18 protein-coding genes and 2 CRISPR repeat arrays are annotated in these 22,498 nt (G+C 58.4%); of the genes, 1 reads left to right on the top strand and 17 read right to left on the bottom strand.

All coding sequences use genetic code 11. From position 1 onward, the window contains the following. Positions 1-279 (bottom strand): exodeoxyribonuclease VII small subunit, encoded by a 279-nt coding sequence (xseB, locus tag M9920_00230; GenBank protein MCO5050720.1) that lies wholly within the window; start codon positions 277-279, stop codon positions 1-3. A 266-nt stretch (positions 280-545) separates the two neighbouring features. Further along, positions 546-3,398, bottom strand: coding sequence for a hypothetical protein (locus tag M9920_00225; GenBank protein ID MCO5050719.1), 2,853 nt, complete (start codon positions 3,396-3,398; stop codon positions 546-548). A 268-nt stretch (positions 3,399-3,666) separates the two neighbouring features. On the opposite strand from M9920_00225, the gene M9920_00220 reads away from it, so the two are divergent. Beyond that, on the top strand, positions 3,667-5,271 hold the full coding sequence (locus M9920_00220) for an ABC transporter permease (GenBank protein ID MCO5050718.1): 1,605 nt from the start codon (positions 3,667-3,669) through the stop codon (positions 5,269-5,271). 60 nt (positions 5,272-5,331) lie between these two features. On the opposite strand, the gene bshA is transcribed toward M9920_00220, so the two are convergent. The 15 genes from bshA to M9920_00145 form a co-directional block, all read right to left on the bottom strand. Beyond that, on the bottom strand, positions 5,332-6,501 hold the full coding sequence (bshA, locus tag M9920_00215) for an N-acetyl-alpha-D-glucosaminyl L-malate synthase BshA (GenBank protein ID MCO5050717.1): 1,170 nt from the start codon (positions 6,499-6,501) through the stop codon (positions 5,332-5,334). Next, on the bottom strand, positions 6,482-7,219 hold the full coding sequence (locus tag M9920_00210) for a PIG-L family deacetylase (GenBank protein ID MCO5050716.1): 738 nt from the start codon (positions 7,217-7,219) through the stop codon (positions 6,482-6,484). Before M9920_00210 ends, bshA begins: the two co-directional genes overlap by 20 nt. Continuing rightward, on the bottom strand, positions 7,191-7,967 hold the full coding sequence (locus M9920_00205; protein ID MCO5050715.1) for a hypothetical protein: 777 nt from the start codon (positions 7,965-7,967) through the stop codon (positions 7,191-7,193). The genes M9920_00210 and M9920_00205 overlap by 29 nt, the downstream gene beginning before the upstream one ends. Then, on the bottom strand, positions 7,964-9,679 hold the full coding sequence (locus M9920_00200; GenBank protein ID MCO5050714.1) for a sodium:solute symporter: 1,716 nt from the start codon (positions 9,677-9,679) through the stop codon (positions 7,964-7,966). The genes M9920_00205 and M9920_00200 overlap by 4 nt, the downstream gene beginning before the upstream one ends. Beyond that, on the bottom strand, positions 9,676-9,828 hold the full coding sequence (locus tag M9920_00195; protein MCO5050713.1) for a hypothetical protein: 153 nt from the start codon (positions 9,826-9,828) through the stop codon (positions 9,676-9,678). Before M9920_00195 ends, M9920_00200 begins: the two co-directional genes overlap by 4 nt. Further along, positions 9,825-12,371, bottom strand: coding sequence for a PIG-L family deacetylase (locus M9920_00190; protein MCO5050712.1), 2,547 nt, complete (start codon positions 12,369-12,371; stop codon positions 9,825-9,827). Before M9920_00190 ends, M9920_00195 begins: the two co-directional genes overlap by 4 nt. Before the next feature lie 7 nt (positions 12,372-12,378). Then, positions 12,379-13,236 carry a DUF2911 domain-containing protein gene (locus tag M9920_00185; protein MCO5050711.1) on the bottom strand — a complete coding sequence of 286 codons (858 nt, stop codon included), beginning with the start codon at positions 13,234-13,236 and terminating at the stop codon, positions 12,379-12,381. Between the two features lie 384 nt (positions 13,237-13,620). Further along, positions 13,621-13,886: a CRISPR direct-repeat array (repeat unit 37 nt; unit sequence GTCTCCAATGCCTTTCGGCATCGAGGGCGTTCTGCCC). 74 nt (positions 13,887-13,960) lie between these two features. Next, positions 13,961-15,732: a CRISPR direct-repeat array (repeat unit 37 nt; unit sequence GTCTCCAATGCCTTTCGGCATCGAGGGCGTTCTGCCC). A gap of 31 nt (positions 15,733-15,763) precedes the next feature. Further along, positions 15,764-16,810 carry a CRISPR-associated endonuclease Cas1 gene (cas1, locus tag M9920_00180; GenBank protein ID MCO5050710.1) on the bottom strand — a complete coding sequence of 349 codons (1,047 nt, stop codon included), beginning with the start codon at positions 16,808-16,810 and terminating at the stop codon, positions 15,764-15,766. A gap of 13 nt (positions 16,811-16,823) precedes the next feature. Next, positions 16,824-17,042, bottom strand: a complete 219-nt coding sequence (locus tag M9920_00175) for a hypothetical protein (protein ID MCO5050709.1) — start codon at positions 17,040-17,042, stop codon at positions 16,824-16,826. Between the two features lie 74 nt (positions 17,043-17,116). Next, positions 17,117-18,361 carry a CRISPR-associated ring nuclease Csm6 gene (gene csm6, locus M9920_00170; protein MCO5050708.1) on the bottom strand — a complete coding sequence of 415 codons (1,245 nt, stop codon included), beginning with the start codon at positions 18,359-18,361 and terminating at the stop codon, positions 17,117-17,119. 3 nt (positions 18,362-18,364) lie between these two features. Continuing rightward, positions 18,365-18,607 carry a CRISPR-associated protein Csx3 gene (locus M9920_00165; GenBank protein ID MCO5050707.1) on the bottom strand — a complete coding sequence of 81 codons (243 nt, stop codon included), beginning with the start codon at positions 18,605-18,607 and terminating at the stop codon, positions 18,365-18,367. Between the two features lie 12 nt (positions 18,608-18,619). Beyond that, positions 18,620-19,792: a hypothetical protein gene (locus M9920_00160; protein ID MCO5050706.1), complete on the bottom strand. Its 1,173-nt coding sequence runs from the start codon at positions 19,790-19,792 to the stop codon at positions 18,620-18,622. Between the two features lie 179 nt (positions 19,793-19,971). Further along, the gene (locus M9920_00155) at positions 19,972-20,799 is read right to left on the bottom strand and encodes a hypothetical protein (protein MCO5050705.1); all 828 of its coding nucleotides are present in this window, start codon (positions 20,797-20,799) and stop codon (positions 19,972-19,974) included. Between the two features lie 9 nt (positions 20,800-20,808). After that, positions 20,809-21,393 carry a hypothetical protein gene (locus tag M9920_00150; GenBank protein MCO5050704.1) on the bottom strand — a complete coding sequence of 195 codons (585 nt, stop codon included), beginning with the start codon at positions 21,391-21,393 and terminating at the stop codon, positions 20,809-20,811. Further along, positions 21,359-22,498: a type III-B CRISPR module-associated protein Cmr3 gene (locus M9920_00145; protein ID MCO5050703.1), complete on the bottom strand. Its 1,140-nt coding sequence runs from the start codon at positions 22,496-22,498 to the stop codon at positions 21,359-21,361. Before M9920_00145 ends, M9920_00150 begins: the two co-directional genes overlap by 35 nt.

Raw genomic sequence — 22,498 nt, 5'->3', positions numbered from 1 at the left:
TCATTCTTCGACCAAATCAGCCGTCAACGGCTTCAACTTCAACTCGCCGGTGGCGGTTTGTTCCAATTGTTGAATCTTCACCTCCGCCTCCGCCAGCTTTTCCTGACAAATTTTCGCAAACTTAACGCCCTCTTCATAGCGCGCGATCAATTTCTCCAATGGCAACTCCCCGGACTCCATCGCTTCCACGACGGCCTCCAATTTCTCTAATGCCTCCTCAAACGGCATCGTCGTTTTGGTTGCGGTGGCGGATGAAGTGCTCTTGGCTGGATTTGGCACAAACGGACTTTAGGAAAAAAGTCTGCTGTCGTCCAGTCCCCTGATTTGAACCTTGTCGCACCCAAACCGAAGGAATGAATCCGGGCGAATTTCCGACCAGAGAACCAGATCGGGGAAAAGCAGCACGGAAGGACAGGAATTCGCCGGAAGCCCGGCGACTGATGCGACGACTGAATCCAGTGCCATTGGCGCCGGCCTGGAACGGGGAGCGAGGCATCCGGAAGTGTTCCGACTTCCGGATGCCAGCGCGTTAATTGCGTGTTTTGTTATTGCACGCCTATTTCAATTTTCCGGAGGCGGAAGAATTGGCTGGTCCCCGTGGCGTCAAGGGTTACACTGTTACCCACCACTCCGGGAACCACCGTCCAAGCGTTGGTCGGCAAAGTGTCCGCCGTTACCAATTCGAAGTCCGTTGCTTCGGCGGGCCAGGCCACGGTGACCTGGTTGCCGCTGAAGGTGATGGTCAACGCGGGCGGCAACGGCAGCGCCGAGCCGGTCATCGCCACGTAGTGATTCCAGATGGCGGTATCATCCAGCGCCTCGGAGTAGAACGCCACCTCGTCAAGAGCGCCCATCCAACCCTCAGCCGTGACGTCGGGGGCGCTGGAGCCGATTTGCGTCGTGCGTCCGAGGTAATTGTTCAGGGCTTGGATCGCGGTGCCGATCGGTTTGCCGTCCCAGTACATCTTGGTGAGGCCGCCTTCAAAGACAACGACGTAATGATGCCATTGCTCGGCGCCGAAAACGGGTTGTTGATAAAAACGTTCACCGTTCCAGTTGCCGATGAAGTTCTTCCATCGCTCCATGTGAATGCTCCAAACGCTGTCCCCCAAGCGATCCGCAAAAATGGTGGGATCGTAGCTGGCTGGATTAACCCAGTTGGCGCGCACCCAGGCTTCGACGGTCCCGCTACCGCTGTAAAAATTGAACGCATCCACTTCACCGAGGCGAATGTGTCCCGTGCCGTCCAATACAACTGATTTGTTGGGCACTCCACCCGCACCCGAACCGAAGGTCACGCTGGTTTCAGTGGCGCCCACGATGGTGCCGGGATAGAGAGACTGCGCGTCCTCCGCGTCTTCGTTGTCAAAGGTGTAGTACGAAATGAGACTGCTTTCGCTCTGAACGACACTCTGATAATTGGCAATGTCATTACCGATGTGAACTTCCACGTCATCGCTGGTGACCGTGCCATTGGCGTTGGACACTTCCACATGGTAATGACCCGAAAGAGTGGGACTGGCCGCTCCCGAGCCAAAACTGACGCTCGTTGCTCCCGGGATCGCCACCCCGTCGCGATACCACTGGTAGCTCAACTGCACTCCGGTCGTGCCGACCGAAATTTGCCACGGCTGATTGGCTAAATAGTATCCTCCTTTGGGTTGCGCGGTAATCTCCGGAGGGAAGGTGCCGGCATAGGCGTTGTAATGCGCTTCGATTGCGGCGGCGGGCAGGGCCTCTGAGTAAAACGCCACTTCATCCAGCTGGCCAAACCAGCCTTCCGCCGTCGTATTGTCTGCGGACGAACCCAACTGCACAGTGACGCTGGCGCCGCCCAAGGGGCGCGCTATCGTGGCGAGCAATGCGCCGTCCCAATAATAGGTAGTATACCCGGCGTCAATCACGGCTGCGACGTGATGCCAGACGGTGCCGGCACCGCCCGGAATGGTGTAAAGCGCACTGCCACTCCCGTTGTAGAAGGTCAGGGTGGACTTGTTCTTGCTCATGTGCAAACTCCAGCGAGTGCCGCCGTTGCGATTGGCAAACATGCATGGATAATCGGCGACGGCATCAGATGCGCTCCAATCCGCTCGAACCCAGCCCTCGACGGTTCCGCTTTCCGAAATGAAATCAAAATCCGGCACCGCGCCGAGGCGGACATGTCCTTTGCCGTCCAAGGCCAGAGCCTGCGCCGGGCCGCCACCCAATCCCGTGCCCCAACCGGCAGAACCCGACAGGGTGCCGTCATGCGAACCGAAATCATCCAGCGGCTGCAAATGGTCGAAGGTGTAATACGAAATCAAACTGGTTTCGTTTGAAACCGCCGTTTGATAGGACACCAGCGCCGCGGGCAGTTCAGTTTCCAAAGCCACGGAAGCGGTGTCACTGGTTACCTCCCCAGCGGCATTGGACACCTTGACCGAATAGTTGCCAACCTCGGCCGCACTTAAATTCGGCAGGGAGAGAACGGCTGCCGTTTCACCGGCTAGAAGGTCGTCGCCTTTGAACCATTGATAGGTGAGATCTGGTCCGGTGGCTTGGACTTTGAGATTAAGCGTCACTCCGGGTAGAAACGTGCCGCCGTTGGGCGACTTGACGATCACCGGTGATTTACCCACAAGGAACGCCTGGTAATGCGCCGCGACGGTCGCCAGCGGCAGGGGATCGGCGTAGAAGGCGACTTCATCCAGTTCGCCAATCCAACCTTCGTCCACCGCAAACGGAGACGTGGAGCCGAGTTGGGTGGGGCGATCTAACGGACTTCCCAACGGGCGGTTTACGGAACCGGCATAAACGCCGTCCAAATAGACCTTGAAGTCGCCACCCTCGAATACGACCACCAAGTGATGCCAGGCGTTGCCCGCATCGGGAATCGGCACCGTGGGAACATACGCACTGCCATTCCACATCCCGATGCCTTTTTTATTGGCGTCCAGATTGACGCTGTAACGGGTGGATCCGTCGCGGTTGGCGAAGAGGAGTGAATTGTAATTTCTCTCGCCGGCCCGGAACCAAGCCTCGATTGAGCCGTCGCCATCCGTGAACGCAAAATCCGGGACGACGTTAAAGTTGATCCAATTCTGCCCGCCTAAACTGAGGGACATGCCTTCACCATCCACACCGGGAACGTAAGCGACGGCGGGAGTCCCTTTTTCTTCACCCCAATGGAGCAATTTACTATCTGAAAGATCCGATCCATCAAAGGTGTAATACGAGATGAGGCTGGACTCACTCATCACGGCGTTCTGATAGTCGGACAACATCGCGCGCGCCGAAGTTGCGAACAGTGACACCGCCGCACTCAAAACGAGGGCGCCGGTCCGGACCAACGCTCCGCGCGCGCCGTGCGGCGGCGAATGCGGAGCGAGTTGAACACTACGATATCTGGTTGCTTTCATCATTTTACTTTTAGGTTGTAATTTCGTCGAATTTCCACGCAATAAATTCTGAACTTATCCTGAAAAAAAGAACCGGTATTCGGTCTTCATGGTTGGATTAGCTCAGACGTTTTCACGTATGGATACCGCCGCATTTTATTTGGCCCTTATCGGGAGGCAAGTTGTTTTAATTTGGAGTTTGCAGGTCTGGATGGCGTTACGGTGGGCGGAGCCCAGTTCAGGTGGTTCGGGCTGGAAATCTTTCGGCGAACTTGGCTAACTGCAAGTCGTGCAAGTTTTACCGATCGTCGAGCGTGAGTTGCGCGTGGCGACGCGACGGCGGGGAACTTATCGGGTCCGCTTTTGGGTGCCTCTGATTTTGCTGATTGCTGCCAGTTGGTTTCGGCTGGGAGCTGGCGTGCTTTCCGCCCACGAAATGGGCGCCGGGTTGTTTTATCTGGCGACCGGCGGCCTCACGCTCTTCGCGCTGGTGGCGGGCTATCGGGCGACGGCTGATTGTCTGAGTGTCGAGAAGCGGGAAGGCACGCTCGGGCTGCTGTTTCTGACGGACTTGCGCGGCTACGACGTGGTGCTGGGCAAGTTGCTCGCCCATTCGGTCGTTCTGTTTTATGCGCTGCTGGCGGTGGTGCCGTTATTGGGCATTCCCTTGCTGCTGGGCGGCGTTACCGGGGGCGAGTATGTGCGCCAGACTCTGGTGTTTCTGAACGCACTATTTTTCTCGCTCAGCGCGGGAATGTTGGCTTCAGTTTGGTGTCAACGCGCGGCAACCGCAGCGTCAGTCGGTCTGGGTTTGATTCTGCTGGTGACTGGCGTGCCGCCGTTCCTGGGCTGGTTGGAACTACATTCGCCCCTTACCAACGGCTCGTACCGACTCATCTTTTTGTTGCCATGCCCGGTCTTTACTTATCTGGCGGGCATGGCGTCGGCCTATTCGCAGTCGCTTGGAAATCTATTCTATCCTTCGCTGGCCATCACTCATGCGTTCGGCTGGCTGTTCCTGATTTTGGCCGGCGTTAAGTTGCAGCGTTCGTGGCGAACCACGGCTGAAGGGAAAATGAAATTCCCGCTTGCGGCGCGCGGTCGGTCTGAACCGGGGTCGCGGCGTGGGCGGAAAGTCAACCGCCACCGGGGGCTGCTCGACAAAAATGCTTACAGTTGGCTGGTCTTGCGCCAACGCCGCGGCGTCAACGGATTCTGGCTGGTGTACGCGTTGTTTGGCGCATTTTGGATTGGGGGACTTTATGAGTTGCGCCAGGATTGGCTTCACCCCGTTAGTTATATGATGACCGTTTGGGCACTGTTGGCGTCCTTCAAGGCGATGGTGAGCAATGAAGTGGGCCAGCGCCTGTGGGGGGATCGGAAAAGCGGCGCGATTGAGCTGTTGCTCGTAACTCCGTTGTCGGTGGCGGAAATCATCGCGGGGGAACGGCAGGCGTTATGCCGTCGGTTTCGCAACTCGTTTCTGCTCCTGCTCTCTACGGTGGTGCCGCTGTTGGGCGCTTGCTGGTATCGCCATGATTTGGATTTCTCCGGTCAAATTTCGATGCTGAGCATTCAGTTGGTGGTCGTCGGGATTTTCGTTCCCGACTTGCTTGCGCTCTTCTGGCTGGGATTGTGGAAGAGCGTCGCCACGCCGACGACCCGCCGGGATTTTCGTCTGGCGGCCAGTTCGATTTTGACACTGCCTTGGTTGTTAATGTTGATTTTTCTTCCGTTCGCCCAAATGTTTCCCAGCCCTCTGCCCGCTGTAGCGGGTTGGTTTGGAATCAGCCTGTTTATTGATGTGGCCTGGATCAATTATGCGAAAAATGAAATTCACGAGGAATTTCGCGCGGCCGCGGCTGAGCGTTTCGCGCCATCCCGCCCGCGTTGATGGCGTTGCGCGACCCGTAGTTGTCCGCTGGTCTTGATGCGAATCCGCACCTGGCGGGAGCTAACTGTGTTTGGGTTGGTTTTCCAACGCGCGGCGGTATAGCGCCTCATACTGCGGCACGATGACTTCCGCGGAGAAGCGTTCCTGCGCGCGAATTTTTGCCGCGTGACCCAGTTTGATCCGTTCAACGGAATCGGAGAGCAAATGCCGGAGGTTTTGAGCCAAGGCGTCGGCGTCACCGGCGGGAGCCAGCCGACCTGAGACCTGGTCTTCGATCACTTCCGGGATGCCCCCAACGCGCGTCGAAACGCTGGGACAGCCAAAGCACATGGCTTCCAGCAGGCTCAGACAAAAACTTTCCGTGTCCGAGGTGAACAATCCGAGGTCGGCGATTTGCAGGTAATCTTCCACGTCCAGAACCTTTTCACGCACGATGACGCGGTCGGTCAGGCCGAGGCGTTGCACGTCTTGGGCGTAGGGCGCAAATGGCGCGCCGGCCAGGATGAGCAACTTCCAGTCGTGGCGATCACGAAGCTGGGCGACGGCGGCCAGCAGCACGTCAATGCGTTTCACTTGCCGCAGGTTTGAGGCGTGAAAGATCAGGGTTTCGTCGCGCAATCCCAGTTCGCGTCGCACGGTTTCCGGAGCGCGTTGTGGCGGCAGCGGACCGTAGAAATTGTAGATCACTTCGATGGGGCCGTTGAACCCGATGACGCGTTGGGTTTCCGCGCGCAGATGATTGGAGACGGCGGTGACGACGTCCGAGTTGGCCAGAGCGTGATAAATTGCCGGACGATAGCCGGGATCATTTCCGAGCAGCGTGGTGTCGGTGCCATGCACGGTGGTGATGATGCGGGGGCGCGCGTCGGCGGGCAGCATGGCGTTCGCGAGCAGCGCGGCGGTGGCGTGCGGCACGGCGTAATGCGCGTGCAAAATATCCAACTGATATTGTTGGCTGACTTCCGCCATGCGCACGGAGAGCGGCAGGGTGTAATCCGGATACTTGAACAGTTCGTAGTCATTGATGACGACGGGATGGAAGTAAACGCGCGGCGCGTTTTCGGGCAGGCGAAATGGACGTTCGTAACTGATGAAATGCACCTCGTGGCCGCGTTGCGCGAGTTCTTCGCCAAGCAAAGTGGCCAGCACGCCGCTGCCGCCGACGCTCGGATAACAGGTAATGCCAATTTTTAAGGGACGCTCCACCATGTCAAAAATGACGCGCACCACGTTCCAGCGGCGTTAATGATTCCAGGAGCGGCGGGTCGTTGGGAAACAACGCCTGCGCGTATTCGACACCGGCGCGATGACCGTTCAGCCGGGCGCGCAGAAGTTGCATTTCCACGTAACGCCGGGTCGCCATTTGGGAAGCGTGGGCTTGCATGGCTTGAGTCCAGGTGGCGACCAGAGCCGGATCGGAAATGTCAATCAACACGGCGTTGCCCGCGACGGCCTGCACTTCTTCCGTCAACGCGTAAAAGAGCAATTGTCCGATGCGATGGGGCAATTGGCGGCGCAATTCCTTGACGCCGCCGTAACGCGCCAGTCGCGCCGCATCGCGCACCAGTTTGCCGAGCCGGTCGTGATCGGGATGCTGATTTTCGACGGGGCAGGGGGCCAGCACGAGGCCGGGACGGTGTTGGCGAATGAGCTTCGCCAGCTTGATCGTGTGCGCGACCTTTAATTCCAGATGCGCATCGCCGTCCAGCGTTATCCACTCGATTGTAGCGCCCAAAATTTTCGCCGCCTGTTGCGCTTCTCGCGCGCGTTGTTTGGGCGTGCCGTGCGTGGCCGCTTCGCCTCGGGAGCAGACCACCAGATGCGTCGGGCGGCCGCGTCGGGTTTCCAAAGCGACCACGCCACCGCAGCCGAATTCGATGTCGTCCGGGTGCGCGCCGAAGACCAACAACGGCGCGAGTTTAACGGGAGATTTCGGTATAGGCTTCATCAGAACGTTCAATAAAATCGCGCTTCACGAAAGTAATCTCCGGCGTTTCCTCCGGGTGCAAATAATTTTGTTCGCCCATGCCGGCGACGTAATGCGTGCAACGCACGACCGATTGCATCCAACGCAAACGGCTGTCGCGCGTCGGGCTGACCTGTTCCTTCGTAAAAGCGGTGGTCGGGAAGTGCAAGAAGGAATTGCCGCCCTCGTGAAGTTGAAACCCTTCGGGCGTGAGGCGCGCGCGGACGATTTCGCCTTCATAAGGCACATCCACGAAGCGGTCTTCGATCTCACAGGCGGCGCGGCGTACGGCTGGATCGCCTGAGCGCACCAGACGGATGCCGTCCAGCAAACCGAGTCGCCGGTACATCTCGAGACAGAAGTCCGCCACGTTATCCGCCGTCACGGATTGAAATAAATCCATCAAATCGTGTCCGACGTAATTGGGCAGTTGCGCCGCTGTTTTCTGCGGCCAGTCCGGAGTGATGCGTTTCAAAAACAACGGCGCGAATTTGCGTTGGATTTTGTTCGTCACGCTGAAATTCAGGTGCGCCAGTTCGTTGGTTTTGCGATGCCGCAACAAAGTGCGCGTCTCACGCGGGTCATGGTCGCTATCGTGATAGAAGAACACGATTTCACCGCCAATCTCCGACTGCAGCCGGCGGGCCGTCTGAATTTTGGCGAAGAGAAAGCGGCGCGGAAAAAAGCCACAAGGTTGCTGGCCAAAACAAATGATCGGTGACGCACTCATGATTTGGCGATCGCCGGGTTGCGGCGACCGAATAACAGTTGAAAGAGCAGGCTGAAGCCGATGCAACCGGCGCAACCGATGGGATTCAGCCAGAGGTAGCCGATTTCATAGGCGGGAAACAGTTTGCCGCAGAAAAAGATGAGCAAGACGAGCAGTTGCGCGACGATGGCCGCCCCGAACACCGCCGAACCGCCGACGCGTTTGAAGAAGAACGCCACGCAAAACACGCCCAGCAGCGACGGATAAAAAATGGAAGCCACGATGTTCAAAGCTTCAATCAGGTTTTCGGCAAAGCCGATGAACAGGGCAAAACCAATGGCAAAAACGCCCCACAACGCGGTGAACCATTTGGCGTTGCGCACATTGCGCGCCTCGTCGTGAACGGCCAGAGGCCGGAAGTGCCGCCACAGATCAATCGTGCTCGTCGTGCCGAGTGCGTTCAACTCCCCGGCTTTGGAGGACAGCGCCGAGGCAAACATCACGGCGATCAGCAGACCGACCAGTCCATGCGGAAGCTGCGTCAGAATGAAAGTGATGAACACGTAATCCGAGTCCTTGGTTTTCACCGTGGGATCCAGCGCGAGCAACGTGCTGCGGGCTTGTTGGCGCAGCGCGTTGGCGGCTTGATGGGATTCAATCATGGTGGTGCGGGCCGCGCTTTCGAGCGTCGGGTCGCCACCATCACGCGCGGCGACCCACGCGCGAATTTTCTCCTGCTTCTCGGCGTGAACCGTGGCGAACCTCGCTTCAATCATTCGCAGCTCCGCGCCTTGCGAACCTTGCGCGTGACGCTGCCACTCGGTTTGGTTGAAGAAGATGGGCGTGTTCGGCTGAAATTGATAGAACACGAACAGCAGCGCGCCCAGCATCACGATGAAGAATTGCATCGGGATTTTGAACACGGCGTTGAACATCAACCCCAAGCGCCCTTCGCGCAACGCGGCGCCGCCGATGTAGCGTTGCACCTGCGATTGGTCGGTGCCGAAGTAGGAAAGCGAGAGAAAGAATCCGCCGAGGATGCCGCTCCAGAAGGTGTAACGGCGTTTCAGGTCCGGGGTGAAGTCCACGCCCTGTAATTTGCCCAACGCGCCGGCGATGTGCGTGGCGTCGGGCGGCAGTTTCAACACCAGAATGACGAACGCGGCCACCATCCCGACGAAGATCACGCCCATCTGCCATTTCTGCGTCAGGTTCACCGCCGCACTGCCGCCAGTGACGGTGTACACCACCACCAGCAGACCGGTGAACAGAATCGTCAAATCCAATCGCCAGCCCAGCACGGTCGAGAGAATGATGGCCGGCGCGTAAATGGTGATGCCCGCCTGCAAACCGCGTTGCAAGAGAAACAGCGCCGCACCGAGCAGCCGCGTCTTGGCGTCAAACCGTTTGCCGAGGTATTCGTAGGCGGTATAAACGCCGAGTTTGCGGTAGATTGGCAGAAACACGATGCAGACCACAATCAACGCGAGCGGCAGACCGAAATAGTTTTGGATGAAGTCAATGCCGCTTTCAAACGCCTGCCCGGGCAGCGAAAGGTAGGTGATGGTGCTGGCTTGGGTGGCCATGACCGAGAGGCCGATGGTCAACCAACCCGTGTTGACGTTGCCCTTGAGGTACGTGTTGAGATTGCGCGTGTGGCGGGTGCGCCAGGTGCCGTAGGCGGCAATGCCCACCATCGTTCCCACCAGAACCAGCCAGTCAATCCAGTTCATTTGAAGGCGTGGGAAAGCCACGCCAACAGCGCAACGCAGCCGATGAACCAAAACAACACGAATACATAAATGCCGCGCCAGGTGCGGAAACCGGGAACGTTCGGCGCTTCCTCGGACGGCGCTTCAGATGGCGGATGCGGCTTGGTCATTTCCCCAGTGAAATCAAATTGGCGAACAACCGATACGCGCCCGGCACGCCTTGCGGCAATTGCCGAAAAAACGCAACCGCAGTATAGACGTAATACCCCTGACCATATTTGGCGACCAACAAACTGCCGCGCAACGGGGCCTCTCCCGGATCCGCCATTGCCAATACCGCGTCGTAATGTTCCTCGTCCCACTGACTCGGAAAATACAAACCGCGTTCCTGCACCCAACCGTCGAAATCAGCGGCGCTGATCGGGTTGGGCGTGGTCAAAGCGGGCGATTGCGGATCCAGAAAGGTGACGGGGGCGTGTTCATCCGTCACGCGCAACTGCGGCGCCGGACCTTGAATCGAAAGCGGATACGGTCCCAGCTCCTGCGTCTTTAAGTCGTTCGGGCGGTTGTATTGCGCGATGACCGTGCCGCCGTTTTTTACGTAGTCAAATAAATCGGTCATTCGCGCGGCAAGGTCCTGGCGTTCATTGAAAGCGCGCACCCCAATCACCACCGTGTCCAATCCTTTCAGGTTTTCCGGCGTCAAATCGCTGCCGGTCAAGGTCGTGACGTGATAGCCCAACTGTTCCAGTGCGGCCACGGTTGCGTCGCCCGCGCCCGGCACGTAGCCGACATTTTTTCCGCGCACCGCAAAATCCACCGCCACCAAGCGGGACTGGGCCGGGGGTTGCAGCAGCATGAAGGGGAGGTGCGGGTAATTGATTTCAATGCGTTGGTTGGCGTAGCGCTGATGATTGACCGAGGCGCTGACGCCGAGCCGCGCGGTCGCCGGTTCAGACGGCGCGGTGACTTCAAACGAAAGTGACTGACTCGCGCCGGGGGTGGCGAGCGTAAACTCGCGCGTGGCGGGAGTGATTTTCCAGCCGACCGGAGATTCGAGCTGCACCGTGCCCTTGAGGTTGGGGCGCGCTGCCGTTACGGCCACGGTGACGGAGCGCGTGCGACCGGGATGGAACAGATTCACCTCCGCCATGAAACGCAGCGATACCGGCGGAATCACATCCACCCGTCGTTGCCGCTCCGTCTGGTCGTCTTTAATCCGGCACCGCGGTTCATCCGGAATCACCAGCGTTTGTCCGGCTACATCAAAAACGTAATCCATCGGAAACGTCGGCGCGTTTTCCGGCGTGCCAATCAAACTTGAATCATCCACCCGATACGTGCCGCTCGTGCCCGGTTCGCGCAACCAGTAAGGCTGCGTCAACGGCGTATCCAACGGCACGGTGACGCGCAGCTCCTGTTGCTGGTCCTTTCCGACGGCGAGCGGAGCGTGTACTGGGATTGTTTGCGCCGGGTAGCGCAACCGTGTTTCAACCCAACGCACCGGCACGTCGCTGGTCAGTTGAACCGTTTGCGTAAAGGTTACGGTTTCACCCGGCACAACTTCCGGTCGCGCCGCTGTGGTGGTCACCCTCAAGCCCAGACAGGATTGCAGAATGTGATCCAGTTGGGCGCGTTTGTCGGCCAGAACCGCATTGTCCGGCAGCGCGGATAATTTGGCGCGGATGGCCAGTAATTCCGGCACACTGCGCGCCGGTGACTGCGGATCGAAAGCGGCGATCGCCTTTTGCGTCTGTTGCGCGATTTCTTCCCCACCTGGATAACGCGCCCAGGTAAGATCCAGACCGTCCATCAGATCGTTTGTGGGCGGATCGCCCGCGAGCAGTCGGAACGTTTCAGGCGTGGGGCCGCTGCCGCTGCCGCGATTGAAGTTGCCAAAGCCTTGCGTGATATGTTGCGCCCGGCTGGCCGCGGCGATGCTTCCAAAGCCCTCGCCCGTCACCGGATCGGTGCCGCCGATGTCCACCCGGATGGTTGGTCCTTCCAAACTATCGCGACGTTGCCAACTGGATTCATTCCACAGCACGCGTTTGGCCGACCACGGTTGGAGCCCGGCTCGGATCTGATCCGGATAGGCGTTGGGATCGCCCGCTTGCTTGAACGCTTCAAGCCCCAGAATTCCTGATGCCGTATGATGTCCGTGCCCACCGCTGCCGGGCGGAATGGGGAAACGAGTTATGATTACGTCCGGCTGAAATTTTCGGATGACGCGCACAATGTCGCCCAACACCGCGTCCCGGTCCCAAAAGCGCAAAGTCTCTTCGGGCGTTTTGGAGTAACCAAAATCTATCGCCCGGGTGAAAAACTGCTGGCCGCCATCCAATCGGCGCGCGGCCAGTAATTCCTGCGTGCGCGCCACGCCGAGCTTTTCGTCAAACTCCGGCCCGATCACATTTTGTCCGCCATCACCGCGCGTCAGCGAGAGGTAACCCATGCGATAGCCCCGCCCCCGCGACAGGTAGGTGATTAACTGCGTGTTCTCGTCGTCGGGATGCGCCGCGATCAACAACACGCTGCCGATCGTGTTGAAACGGATCAATTCCTGTTTGATGGCGGCGGGAGTGGCGAGCAATTCAGTTCCTTTCGCCTGACCCGGCCAGCACAGTGTGCCGGCCAGGGCCAGGGGCAAACCCAATGTTCCCACCGTTCCCAGCCAGCGTGCCGACCGAGCAGGAGCCTGCGTCGGATTCATGAGGCGTTTACTGCAGGCTGGCGATCAAATCATCGTTCAGCTTGACGAAGCCGAAGTCCTTGGCGGCGATGGCCAGTTCCTTCGAGCGTTTCGCGGCGGCGATGGCGTCCGCTTTGTCACCGAGACGCGCCAGAACCTTGGCCTTCAAATGCACGATGTAATGCGCTTCATTTTCGGCGACGGCAGCATTAACCCACTTCAAGGCTTTTTGTGAATCAAGCCCGTGATTGTAATAAAACGTCGCGGCTTGGAAGTAAGGTTTCTTGCCATCGGGCGCGGCCATGGCGGCCTCGATTTGTGGAACGAGTTTGGAAGTTAAATCCACTTCGAATTTGATCGGAATGCTGGTTTTATCCCAAGCCAGACTGATGGTGGCGTATTCGTCCCGGATGTTGCTGATGCCGATGGTGAATGTTTCCACGGAACGCGCGCGTTGCCGTGGCTTGACTTTGAAGCGCAGGAAATCCTGTTTTTCGTCATATTGAAACGCGCCCCATTGCCCCGTGCCCTTGTTGATGATGATGGTCCATTCATTTTCATCGGGAATGGTGAACAGTTCGTACGCTCCCGCAGGCACATCGTGTCCGTTCAATTTGACATCCGTGCTGAATGAAATCCGCGTCGCGCTATTCGCGCCCGTGCGCCAGACCTTGCCGTAAGGCACGAGGCCGCCGAAAATTTCGCGATCTTTTACTCCCGGACGCGAATATACAATTTCAATGTCCGTCAGACCGACGCGCTGCTTCAGCGTGGACGTCGGGCTGGGCGCCGGGAAATCCACCTTCGGGGCTTGCGCAAAGCTCGCGGGAGCGAAGCTGAAACCAATGGCTGCCGCCAGGGTTGTTGTCATCAATTTTATTTTCATGGTGTTTATCGGATTTTTAGTTTGTCGCTGGTCACTTTTACCACCGTGAACATAGTGGAATTTCACGCGAACGGAAGCAATGCGGAACCGCCCGGCCGGATGGTTGTAATTCCGGCTGAAGCCGGGACTACGAACAACAAGAGAAAGTTCAATCTGCCTAAAGGCAGGACTACGAGCAGCAGGAATGTTTGTAGTTCCACCTTCAGGCAGCGAGGGCAACTTGGTTCGTAGTCCCGCCTTTAGGCGGAGGAGGTGTTTCGTTTGTAGTTCTGCCTTCAGGCGGGGGGATGCGTTGGGTTCGTAGTCCCGCCTTCAGGCAGCGAAGGCAACTTGGTTCGTAGTCCCGCCTTCAGGCGGTGACGAGATAGAAAGGAGGGCCTGGTGGTCTCCAATGCCTTTCGGCATCGAGGGCGTTCTGCCCCGGAGATCCTGGATCTGGTGGGACGCTACACGGGCCTTTCCGTCTCCAATGCCTTTCGGCATCGAGGGCGTTCTGCCCAAAATCTTGGAAAAGCTGGCGAGCACCGAAGCCTACATGTCTCCAATGCCTTTCGGCATCGAGGGCGTTCTGCCCAAATCCGAATTGCTAAAACTTACCCGGCGGGAAACTGAAGTCTCCAATGCCTTTCGGCATCGAGGGCGTTCTGCCCTTGGTCAGAAAAGATAAACAATCGTGGAACATCGAAGCATACAGTCTATTAAACATGGTGTTTCTTACGGGTTCGTCTCCAATGCCTTTCGGCATCGAGGGCGTTCTGCCCGTGTTGGCTACAAGAAACTTGGGGAGGCGGCACGTTTTAGTCTCCAATGCCTTTCGGCATCGAGGGCGTTCTGCCCCGCGCGTTTTGGCGCAGATGGAAGCGGACGCGGCGCTGGTCTCCAATGCCTTTCGGCATCGAGGGCGTTCTGCCCGTGGGGAGTAACGACGGCTTCAAACGTCGCGCTCAAACGTCTCCAATGCCTTTCGGCATCGAGGGCGTTCTGCCCACGAAAGGATAATATGACCCCGCTAATTGAGTGCGCGGTCTCCAATGCCTTTCGGCATCGAGGGCGTTCTGCCCGCAATATGCGGGACGTGAACGGCAAACCGCAAATCTTTTGTCTCCAATGCCTTTCGGCATCGAGGGCGTTCTGCCCCGAACTACGGCGCATCAATGCCCTGCTGAAATGAGCAAGTCTCCAATGCCTTTCGGCATCGAGGGCGTTCTGCCCCGGGTGATATTGACGTGAGCAAATTGAAGCGGCGCGGGGTCTCCAATGCCTTTCGGCATCGAGGGCGTTCTGCCCTCGCTCGCAGCTTGCCACTAACAAACAAACCAAGCGAAGTCTCCAATGCCTTTCGGCATCGAGGGCGTTCTGCCCCATCTCGGGCAAACAATACCTGGTCGCCATTGAAAAGACGTCTCCAATGCCTTTCGGCATCGAGGGCGTTCTGCCCAACCTTTCACAAGGTGAATGTTGAACTACCCAAGAGCTTGTCTCCAATGCCTTTCGGCATCGAGGGCGTTCTGCCCCTGGCCCGGCTAAGAGATTCCTTTCCCGGGGGACACGGTTGTCTCCAATGCCTTTCGGCATCGAGGGCGTTCTGCCCACGCGGCTAGCGATGTGGAGGCACTACGCGACAAAATGCGTCTCCAATGCCTTTCGGCATCGAGGGCGTTCTGCCCGTCTTACGAATGGAAGAACACGCGCTTGATCTGGTGAGTCTCCAATGCCTTTCGGCATCGAGGGCGTTCTGCCCTCACCTTTAGCAAGGTGAACGTTGAATTGCCCAAGTCTCTGTCTCCAATGCCTTTCGGCATCGAGGGCGTTCTGCCCTGGACGACAAGACGATAGCCAAGGTGCGGGCGGAACTGGTCTCCAATGCCTTTCGGCATCGAGGGCGTTCTGCCCTCTACGTGAGGCTGTCAATAAAGTCCTGATGGAGGGAGTCTCCAATGCCTTTCGGCATCGAGGGCGTTCTGCCCCCCCAAGCCTCTACGTGAGGCTGTCGAGAAAATCTTAAGTCTCCAATGCCTTTCGGCATCGAGGGCGTTCTGCCCCTGGATTGTCACCCGCATGGCGTCAAACGCCAAAGGCAAGTCTCCAATGCCTTTCGGCATCGAGGGCGTTCTGCCCGGGCTTAGACCGCATCGCCCTGGGGTTGGAATTCAAGAAGTCTCCAATGCCTTTCGGCATCGAGGGCGTTCTGCCCCTCTTGCGTTCTTCGAGCATGTCCCATGCCTTAACCAAATGTCTCCAATGCCTTTCGGCATCGAGGGCGTTCTGCCCAGTAATCAACGGGACTTGGTTCACCCCTCAAAAGCTTTGTCTCCAATGCCTTTCGGCATCGAGGGCGTTCTGCCCCTTCCTGAACCGCAAAGACAAGCGCTTCCAAATCTTCGGTCTCCAATGCCTTTCGGCATCGAGGGCGTTCTGCCCCTCGCAAGCTGGCTTCGGCACCTATAACCAAGAGCGATGTCTCCAATGCCTTTCGGCATCGAGGGCGTTGGACCAGCAGCCGGTATCTGTGTTTGGAGGTGGAGTTTCAATTCATGAGGAAGGGTTCAAATTTTTCGGGTTGATCCAAGGCGCTTTTGAATTGTACGGCTTGATGTTCGAGTTGTTGGCGCAGGGTGGTGCGGTGGCCAACGCATTCACTGAGGAATTGCCGTTCCATGCGGCGTTCGTATTGGAAGAAGAATTTCTTGCGGCCGGCTTCATTGAGGTAGCAGCCACCGTCGCGGGCATCGAAATGCGAGGTGTTCAGAATTTGATGGCTGAACAGATCCAGCGCCAGCGCTTCCACCAGAACGGGACGGAAGGGTTCGATGAGGTCCAAGGCGAGTGACCAGCGTCCGTTTTCGGTGGCGTGCAGGAGGCCAAGGGCGGGATCCAGCCCGTGTGCGTGGATAAAAGCAACGGCTTCGTGATAAAGCAAGGTGGCACCAAAGGAGATGCAGGCGTTGACCGGATTCAAGGGAGGACGGGTGCTGCGTTGTTCAAAAGGGAACGCCGCAGGCAGGCAGTCCGCCCAAGCTTGAAAATATCGGGCAGTGGCCGCGCCTTCATGACCGCGCAGTTCCCCGAGGGAACGAGCCCGGGCGGCTTGTGCGAGGCTGGTGTCCAGCCAGGCGAGGGTCGCCTGACCGGGGTCCGAATTTGCCGGGGTGGCCGGTGTGGATTGTGTCAAAGTGCGATTGGCTCGAAGTCGCTGGATCACGCGGCGTTGATTATAAATTTTGGCGGCGATAATCCGACCGGCCATTTGCAAGGCAAAGGCGGGATCGGTAGTGCGTTGGTACTGTCGCAGACGGGAGAGACCGTGTTGGTTTTGGGCAGGCAGAAAACCACCAAGGAAGCGACCGTTCCAGGCGAACAACTGAATGGGAATTTGGCGTCGCAACATTTCCGCCCAAGCTGCCGGAGTGAAATGCGTGTTCTCCCCCGCCACTACCCGTTCCACATCCAGGAGCGACACGGTGCGGCGCTCGGGTTCGGCATCCGGCTCTCCCAGCGACGGACTGAGAATCTCGAGCCGTTCGGAAATCAAGGCGACCCGACAGCGGGCTTGGTTGAGGATGAGCGTGGGCATGTGGTGGAGCCGTTCAGGACCGCCACCGCCGCAATTCACGCAAGATGCCGGAAACGGCGGACGCGAGGATGGTCATTACCGCCAGACTCATTATGAGGGTTAGGCTTGGCAGAAGCATCAGTTTGATCAGCATGGTGATCAAAAGAACCAGCACGCTGATGCGCAGGACGATTTCAATACGGTTCGGCCAGTTGTTCGAAAATGAGCTTAAAGCTATTTTTTTCATGTGCATAGAGTAAACGACCGGGATAAAGTTGTCGCGCTGGTGGACGTCCGGGGACGTCGTAGTGACGGTGGCTCGCGGACCTACACCAATTCGAAGGGAGGAAAGCGCAAGTCACGCTTGGGAGGCACCCAGCGGCTGCCCTTTTTCTCGAGAAGGCGCCGCCAGTAGCTCAATGGACGTTTGATGTCGTCCGTGGTTGCGTTTTTGATCCATTCGGGACCCGGCTTTTTTTGACCTGCGGCGGAGAGTTTCTCAAGGGTGGCCTTTAACGCCGGGGGTACGTTGCCCGATTCCGGTGGGTACCCATGCGTGGCCTTGAAGATAGCCAGCGCTTCGTCCTGGTTCTTTTGCACCCATCTCTCTCGGTTGGCCCGCAGCAGAAACTGGATGACGGTGAGTTGGCGTTCGCTTTCGAGTTCCACGCTGAGACCATCCACCACCACGCGTGGGGGCGTGTGGTGCAGCTCGATGCGCGCGGGTTCGGTGGCGTCGCGCTGCCAGGTTTCCGAGTAGGTTTTCAGCAGCGTGTGGAAACGCATGGGGATTTTCTCAATGTCAGGAAACCGCAGGCGCATGGGCGCAAAGGGTACGTCGGCCAGCAGCAGCCGCGCGTCCCGAGCAGTCCACACTTTTCCACCTCGATCCGTCAGTTTCTGCTGGGGTTGGCCGGGATAAAAAAATAGCGGCTGGACGGCGCCATCAAACGGTTCGTTCACCAAAATGTGCGTCAAGCGGTCTTGCGGTCGGGCCAGATGGCTGAAGGTGGCGTGGAGCAGGGAACTCATGGTTTTGCGCCCGCCTGCCAGCGAGGCGATGAGTCGGGTATCGTCGGCACTGACATGGGCGCGGACGTGTTGGAAAATGAATTCGGCCGCCGCCAGGTTGTCTTCGAGGGTCAGAATATCCGTCAGGAGCGTGAGCTGTCCGGTCAGCGGGGCCGGGCGCGCGATGACCTCGATCCGGAGTGTGAGCCGGGGTTCCGCCACCGCGTCGGCGCCCAATAGCGTCCGCCGGAGGGATTGCCAGATGCTTTGCCCGCTCCCGTCCGGCGGCGACGCGAGCAATTGCGCGTTGATTTTGTCCCGTCCCTGGCAGGTGGTGATGGCGACGACTTCGTCGGGAATGACGGGCGGGTGCCGGTCATCGCCTTGGGCCAAGGCCCAGACCGTTTCGGTGAGAATGGCCGGGGAGGTGCCCATGACCGCGAGCAACACCGCTCGTGATTTCACGTCAGGCTTTCTGGTGTCGGCGGGAAGTGACCGGGCCGGAGGTTTGCCGGCCAGATTGGACTTCGCGCGGGCACGGGGTTTGCGTTCGGTCTTCATGATTCAACCGGGGTTATGGTTGAAAATCTCGACGGGGCCGCTAACGGGACTGGTGTAGGTCAGGATGCGGACGCGACCATGCAGCCGGTGGGCGAGACGGAGGTAAAGCCAGACCGGTCCCGGGCCGGTGAGAGTTACGTCCGCACCGGGGGGAACGAGTTCACGCACACGGGCTTCGTAAGCGGGCAGATCGGCCAATTTGGCGGTGCCGGTGGCGACGTAGAGAGTGGAAACGTCGAGGGTCATGATTTTCCCATATCAAAGCGTGAGCCGACCTTCGTTAAGAAAAGAGGCGACCGTGACCGGCAGATCTTTTAGATCGTCGTGCCAAAGTAGTTTGCCGCCGTAGTCAGCAGCTCTGGCTGCCTGACTGGCAATAATGGCGTCAGATCCGGGGGCATCGTATTCCGCCCGCGAATGATGAATATAGAGCATCCAGCGTCCAAATAATCGCCCGATGCGACGGGTCCGAGCCGCCTGCTCTTCAATCACCTTCGCCAGCTCTTTCAGGTCCAAGTGTTGTTTGCATTCCAACACCACGAAACGCCCTTCGTGAGCCAGGGCAACGTCCAGTTCAGCAGCACGGCCCCGAACGCCGGGATTGAGCGCGACATGCCAGGCGACGTCTTCGATCGCGCTGCGCTCCTTAATCTGCGACCACAAGAAAACTTCAAGATAAGTGCTGCGCAGGAAAATAGCATTTTGCTCCTCAGGACTCTGCCGATGGAACGGATGGAGTTTGGTGGTATGCGCGAGGAAGAATTTTCCCGCATCCGCAGCGGGCTCAATCAGACCGGCCTGGGTCAGCGCCTTGAGAAAATCGGCGTTCAGTTGTTGTGGTTGGAAAGCGGCGCGATCAGCTTTTGCCAGTTCACGCAATTCATAACGTTCCGATGGCCGGGCATCCAGAATGAGGGTGGCCGCTTGAACCAGTTCGGGAGCGGGCGTACAGCGGGTGCGAAAGGCCTCCAGCGACTCCCCTCCTTCGACCGTATGCCCGGCGGCGAGAATATGGGTCAACACGTTTAACCCCAGTCGCGCCGTATCAATCATCTCGGACCGTACGCTGCCGTCGGCGGGATTTTCGCGGAGGATTTCCCGACCATTGGTATTGACGTACAAGGCGGGAAGTCCGTGTTTTTCCGCCAGCTGGCGGACGGCGTAGCTCATGATCTTGGTTCCACCGGTCCAATTGATTTCCAAATCTGGATGGTTTCCGATGGCTTGACTGAGAGTGTTTCGGCAGTCCGCAGGATCAAACGGCAGCACCGTGACAGGGTCGAGTACGGTTACCGGATTGCCGGTGGCAGCCAGTGTCTGCCGGAAACTATCCACCTGGGCCGCGGATTCACGGCTGACAATGGGCAGCACCTGTCGGACGCCCGAATGCAGCACGCCAATAACGTTGGGCATCAATTCGCCACTGAGCAAGCAGAGCTGTGTTTTCATAACTTGGGTATAGGTTGGAACATCAGAGTTTTGTCAAAAATAAAGTGGACGTTTGGAGATGCGCCGGTCGGTCGGTGTCTGAATGCGCAGCAGACCATTGAGGGTTGGCTTTCCAGTCAGGGCCCATGGCGGCGGCCACGAGGGATCAGGCAAACGAGATTTCATGGGAGTAAAGGGTGCCATTCGCCGAGCGCTTTCCAGCGGAATTTATCCTTCAAGAGAGCATGGGCACCGGGGAGTGGGCTGGAGTGGTTGTCAGCGCGCGGAGCGGTGGCCAACAAACAGCAGGCTGATCCCAGGCGGATCACTTTGAATTTGGTGGGGGACGGTTTACGATCCCTGCCGGCAGAACCAAAGTATTCTGCATTGTTGACCGTGTCTGATGCGACCTCCCGCAATTCCGTTGCGTCCTTTTCTGCATTTTCTCCGATCAAACTGACGGGCCAGCGGCAGCCAATATCTCTCAGGGTTTGCTTGAGCTCCTCTCGGGTCGCTGGCGGTTTGTCCCAACCTCCGGACGGCAAAGGCCACACGCTGCCGGCAGCGCGGTTGGCACGCAGCCCGAGGCCGCCAAGGAGCAACCAAAGTTTGACGGCGCGTCGGGCGTGATCCCAGTCATCGTGGGTGCAGCCGACCAAGCGTTGCAGGTGAAGGGTGAACGATTCGCCGGCCGCCAAAGCGGGGCGCGGCCCACGCTGGCCCGGATTATCCTTGTGCGGCAGCGTGGTGGCTTTGGGATGGGCGTGTTTGCTGGGCACCGAACCGACAAAGCGGAGCGCCACCCGGCTGCCTTGTCCTTCATTACCGCTGGCGCTGCCCCAAATACGGTTCGCGTCGTTCGCGCCGAACAATGCCCGATGCCAGAAACGAACATGTCCGCGGATGGGGGGAATCCGCATTTCGGCATGGTCACCGTACTTGCCCAACGCCGTACCGCTGAAGCAGGGGGTGAGCAGGGTAAACTTGTATTCTTGGAATTTCAGTTGCATGGCGCGGTGTTATTGTGGCGGCAACCAATCCGGGGGGAACCAGTCTTTCCCCCGGAGGCGTTTGCGGATGTCTTTGTAGTCACGGGAGGCCAGCCGTTGCTTCAATTCCTCGCGCCAGGATTCATTTTCCGGTTTTTGCAGCGCAGGAATTTGATTGCGGAGTTGCTCGAGCTGACCGGGGTTCAGTTTATCAAGCACCAGATTTTTGAACGAAGCTGGGTTGGGATAGTCATGCTTCGTTTTTGCTTGAGCCTCATCGCGTAGCTTGGCTTTTTCCGCTTCCAACTTGGCCTGCTCCGCGGCCTTGACTTGAGCCGCGTCCACCTCATGCTGACGTTTTTCCTGAGCGGTTCGATCGTCTTTAGTAGGGAGACGAAAGCGACCATAGCCCGCTGCAGTTTTGGCACCGATACCGGTTTGGGTTAGCGTATCCTTAATCCAAGTTTGCGTTTGTTCTTTCAGTTTAGTGGCATCTGGTGCGCCGGCGCGGACGAAGAACACGAAGCGCCAGATGATGCCCGGCTCAACACAGAGGAAAGCGTTTGGGGTGAGATTTCGCTTATCGCGGCCGTCCGCTTCGTAATGCGGGTTCACAATGTCCAGCTCCAACATTGGTGCCGCGAGTGGGAAGGGGTCCGTGATCAGCTTTTCGTTTGGACGCGCCCAACCGGACTTCGCCTGGGGGGCGGCCATCGGATGCGTTCCAACACCAGCCCGGGAGGCTGCCATGCGCAAAAATTGCCGGAGTGACGAGAATCCATTTGAGCAGACAAGGGCCATCGCCCGACGGCGGGTCCGGCGGTAAGAGAAGTTCGCCCAACGGATCAGGGATTGCCTGCCTGTCTTCGGTCTGGTGCCAGAGGCGGGCGAGGCGAAATTCGCCGCCGAGCAAAAGCCAATCCAGCCCCGCCAGTTGATCGCGCTCGTGCTGACGGGCCTTCGCCTCGCCATTGCGGGCCTGTAGAGGGTCAGCGACTTCCGCCCAAGCCACCAAGCGGGTGCGTTGTCCCATACGCAAATAACTGCTGGCGTAAAGCTGCCCCTCGACGGATGCGGACGAGCGGGGATTAATTTGCACGCCTACGCGCGACTCGGCGACCCAAAGATCTGCAGTCGGCAGTGGGCGGAAAAATTCGCCGGGGCTATTCTTGTGCTCGCCTGGTGCGCGGGCGGTATCGAGGTAAGCCCGGTATTGAGCCGTGGTCCACCAGCCGGAAAGCTGGCCATGCTTGTCGGGTGGTGTAATCGCCATCGGCAGACAGAACGGGCGAAATTCAGCCGGACGTGGCGCGGTTTGCCGGGCGGCAACGGCCGCATCGCGCCAGAGCTGTAATCGGGACAGGCGACCATCGGGAGCGCGCGCAACATCATTCGGCACCGGCAGCCGCAACTGTCCGTTCTGGTAGGGCAACGGGCCGATGGTGCGCAGTGAGCGATAGGCTTTGGTGGCGATGAACGTTCTGCCGTCATGACCGTCCACATGCCAGTTGCCGGAGCGGCTCGCCGTGCGCGGGCGACCTTCGATTTGCTTGCTGCGGATGGTTTCGCCTGACGTTCGCAATAGACTGCCCCGAAAAGCTTCATGCAGCGTACTGGGAAAAGGCAGTCGGCACCCGGCGCCTTTGCCCTGGCCAGCGGACATCGGCACGGCATCGCGAAAAAACAAAACGTCGGTGGGTTCAATGAGTAGTGGGTTCAT

The organism is Verrucomicrobiia bacterium, assembly GCA_023953615.1.
In the GTDB taxonomy this organism is placed as follows: Bacteria; Verrucomicrobiota; Verrucomicrobiia; order Limisphaerales; family JADLHS01; genus JADLHS01.
Note: the sequence above shows the minus strand (reverse complement) of the source record. Positions and strands in the feature narration are given on the sequence as shown.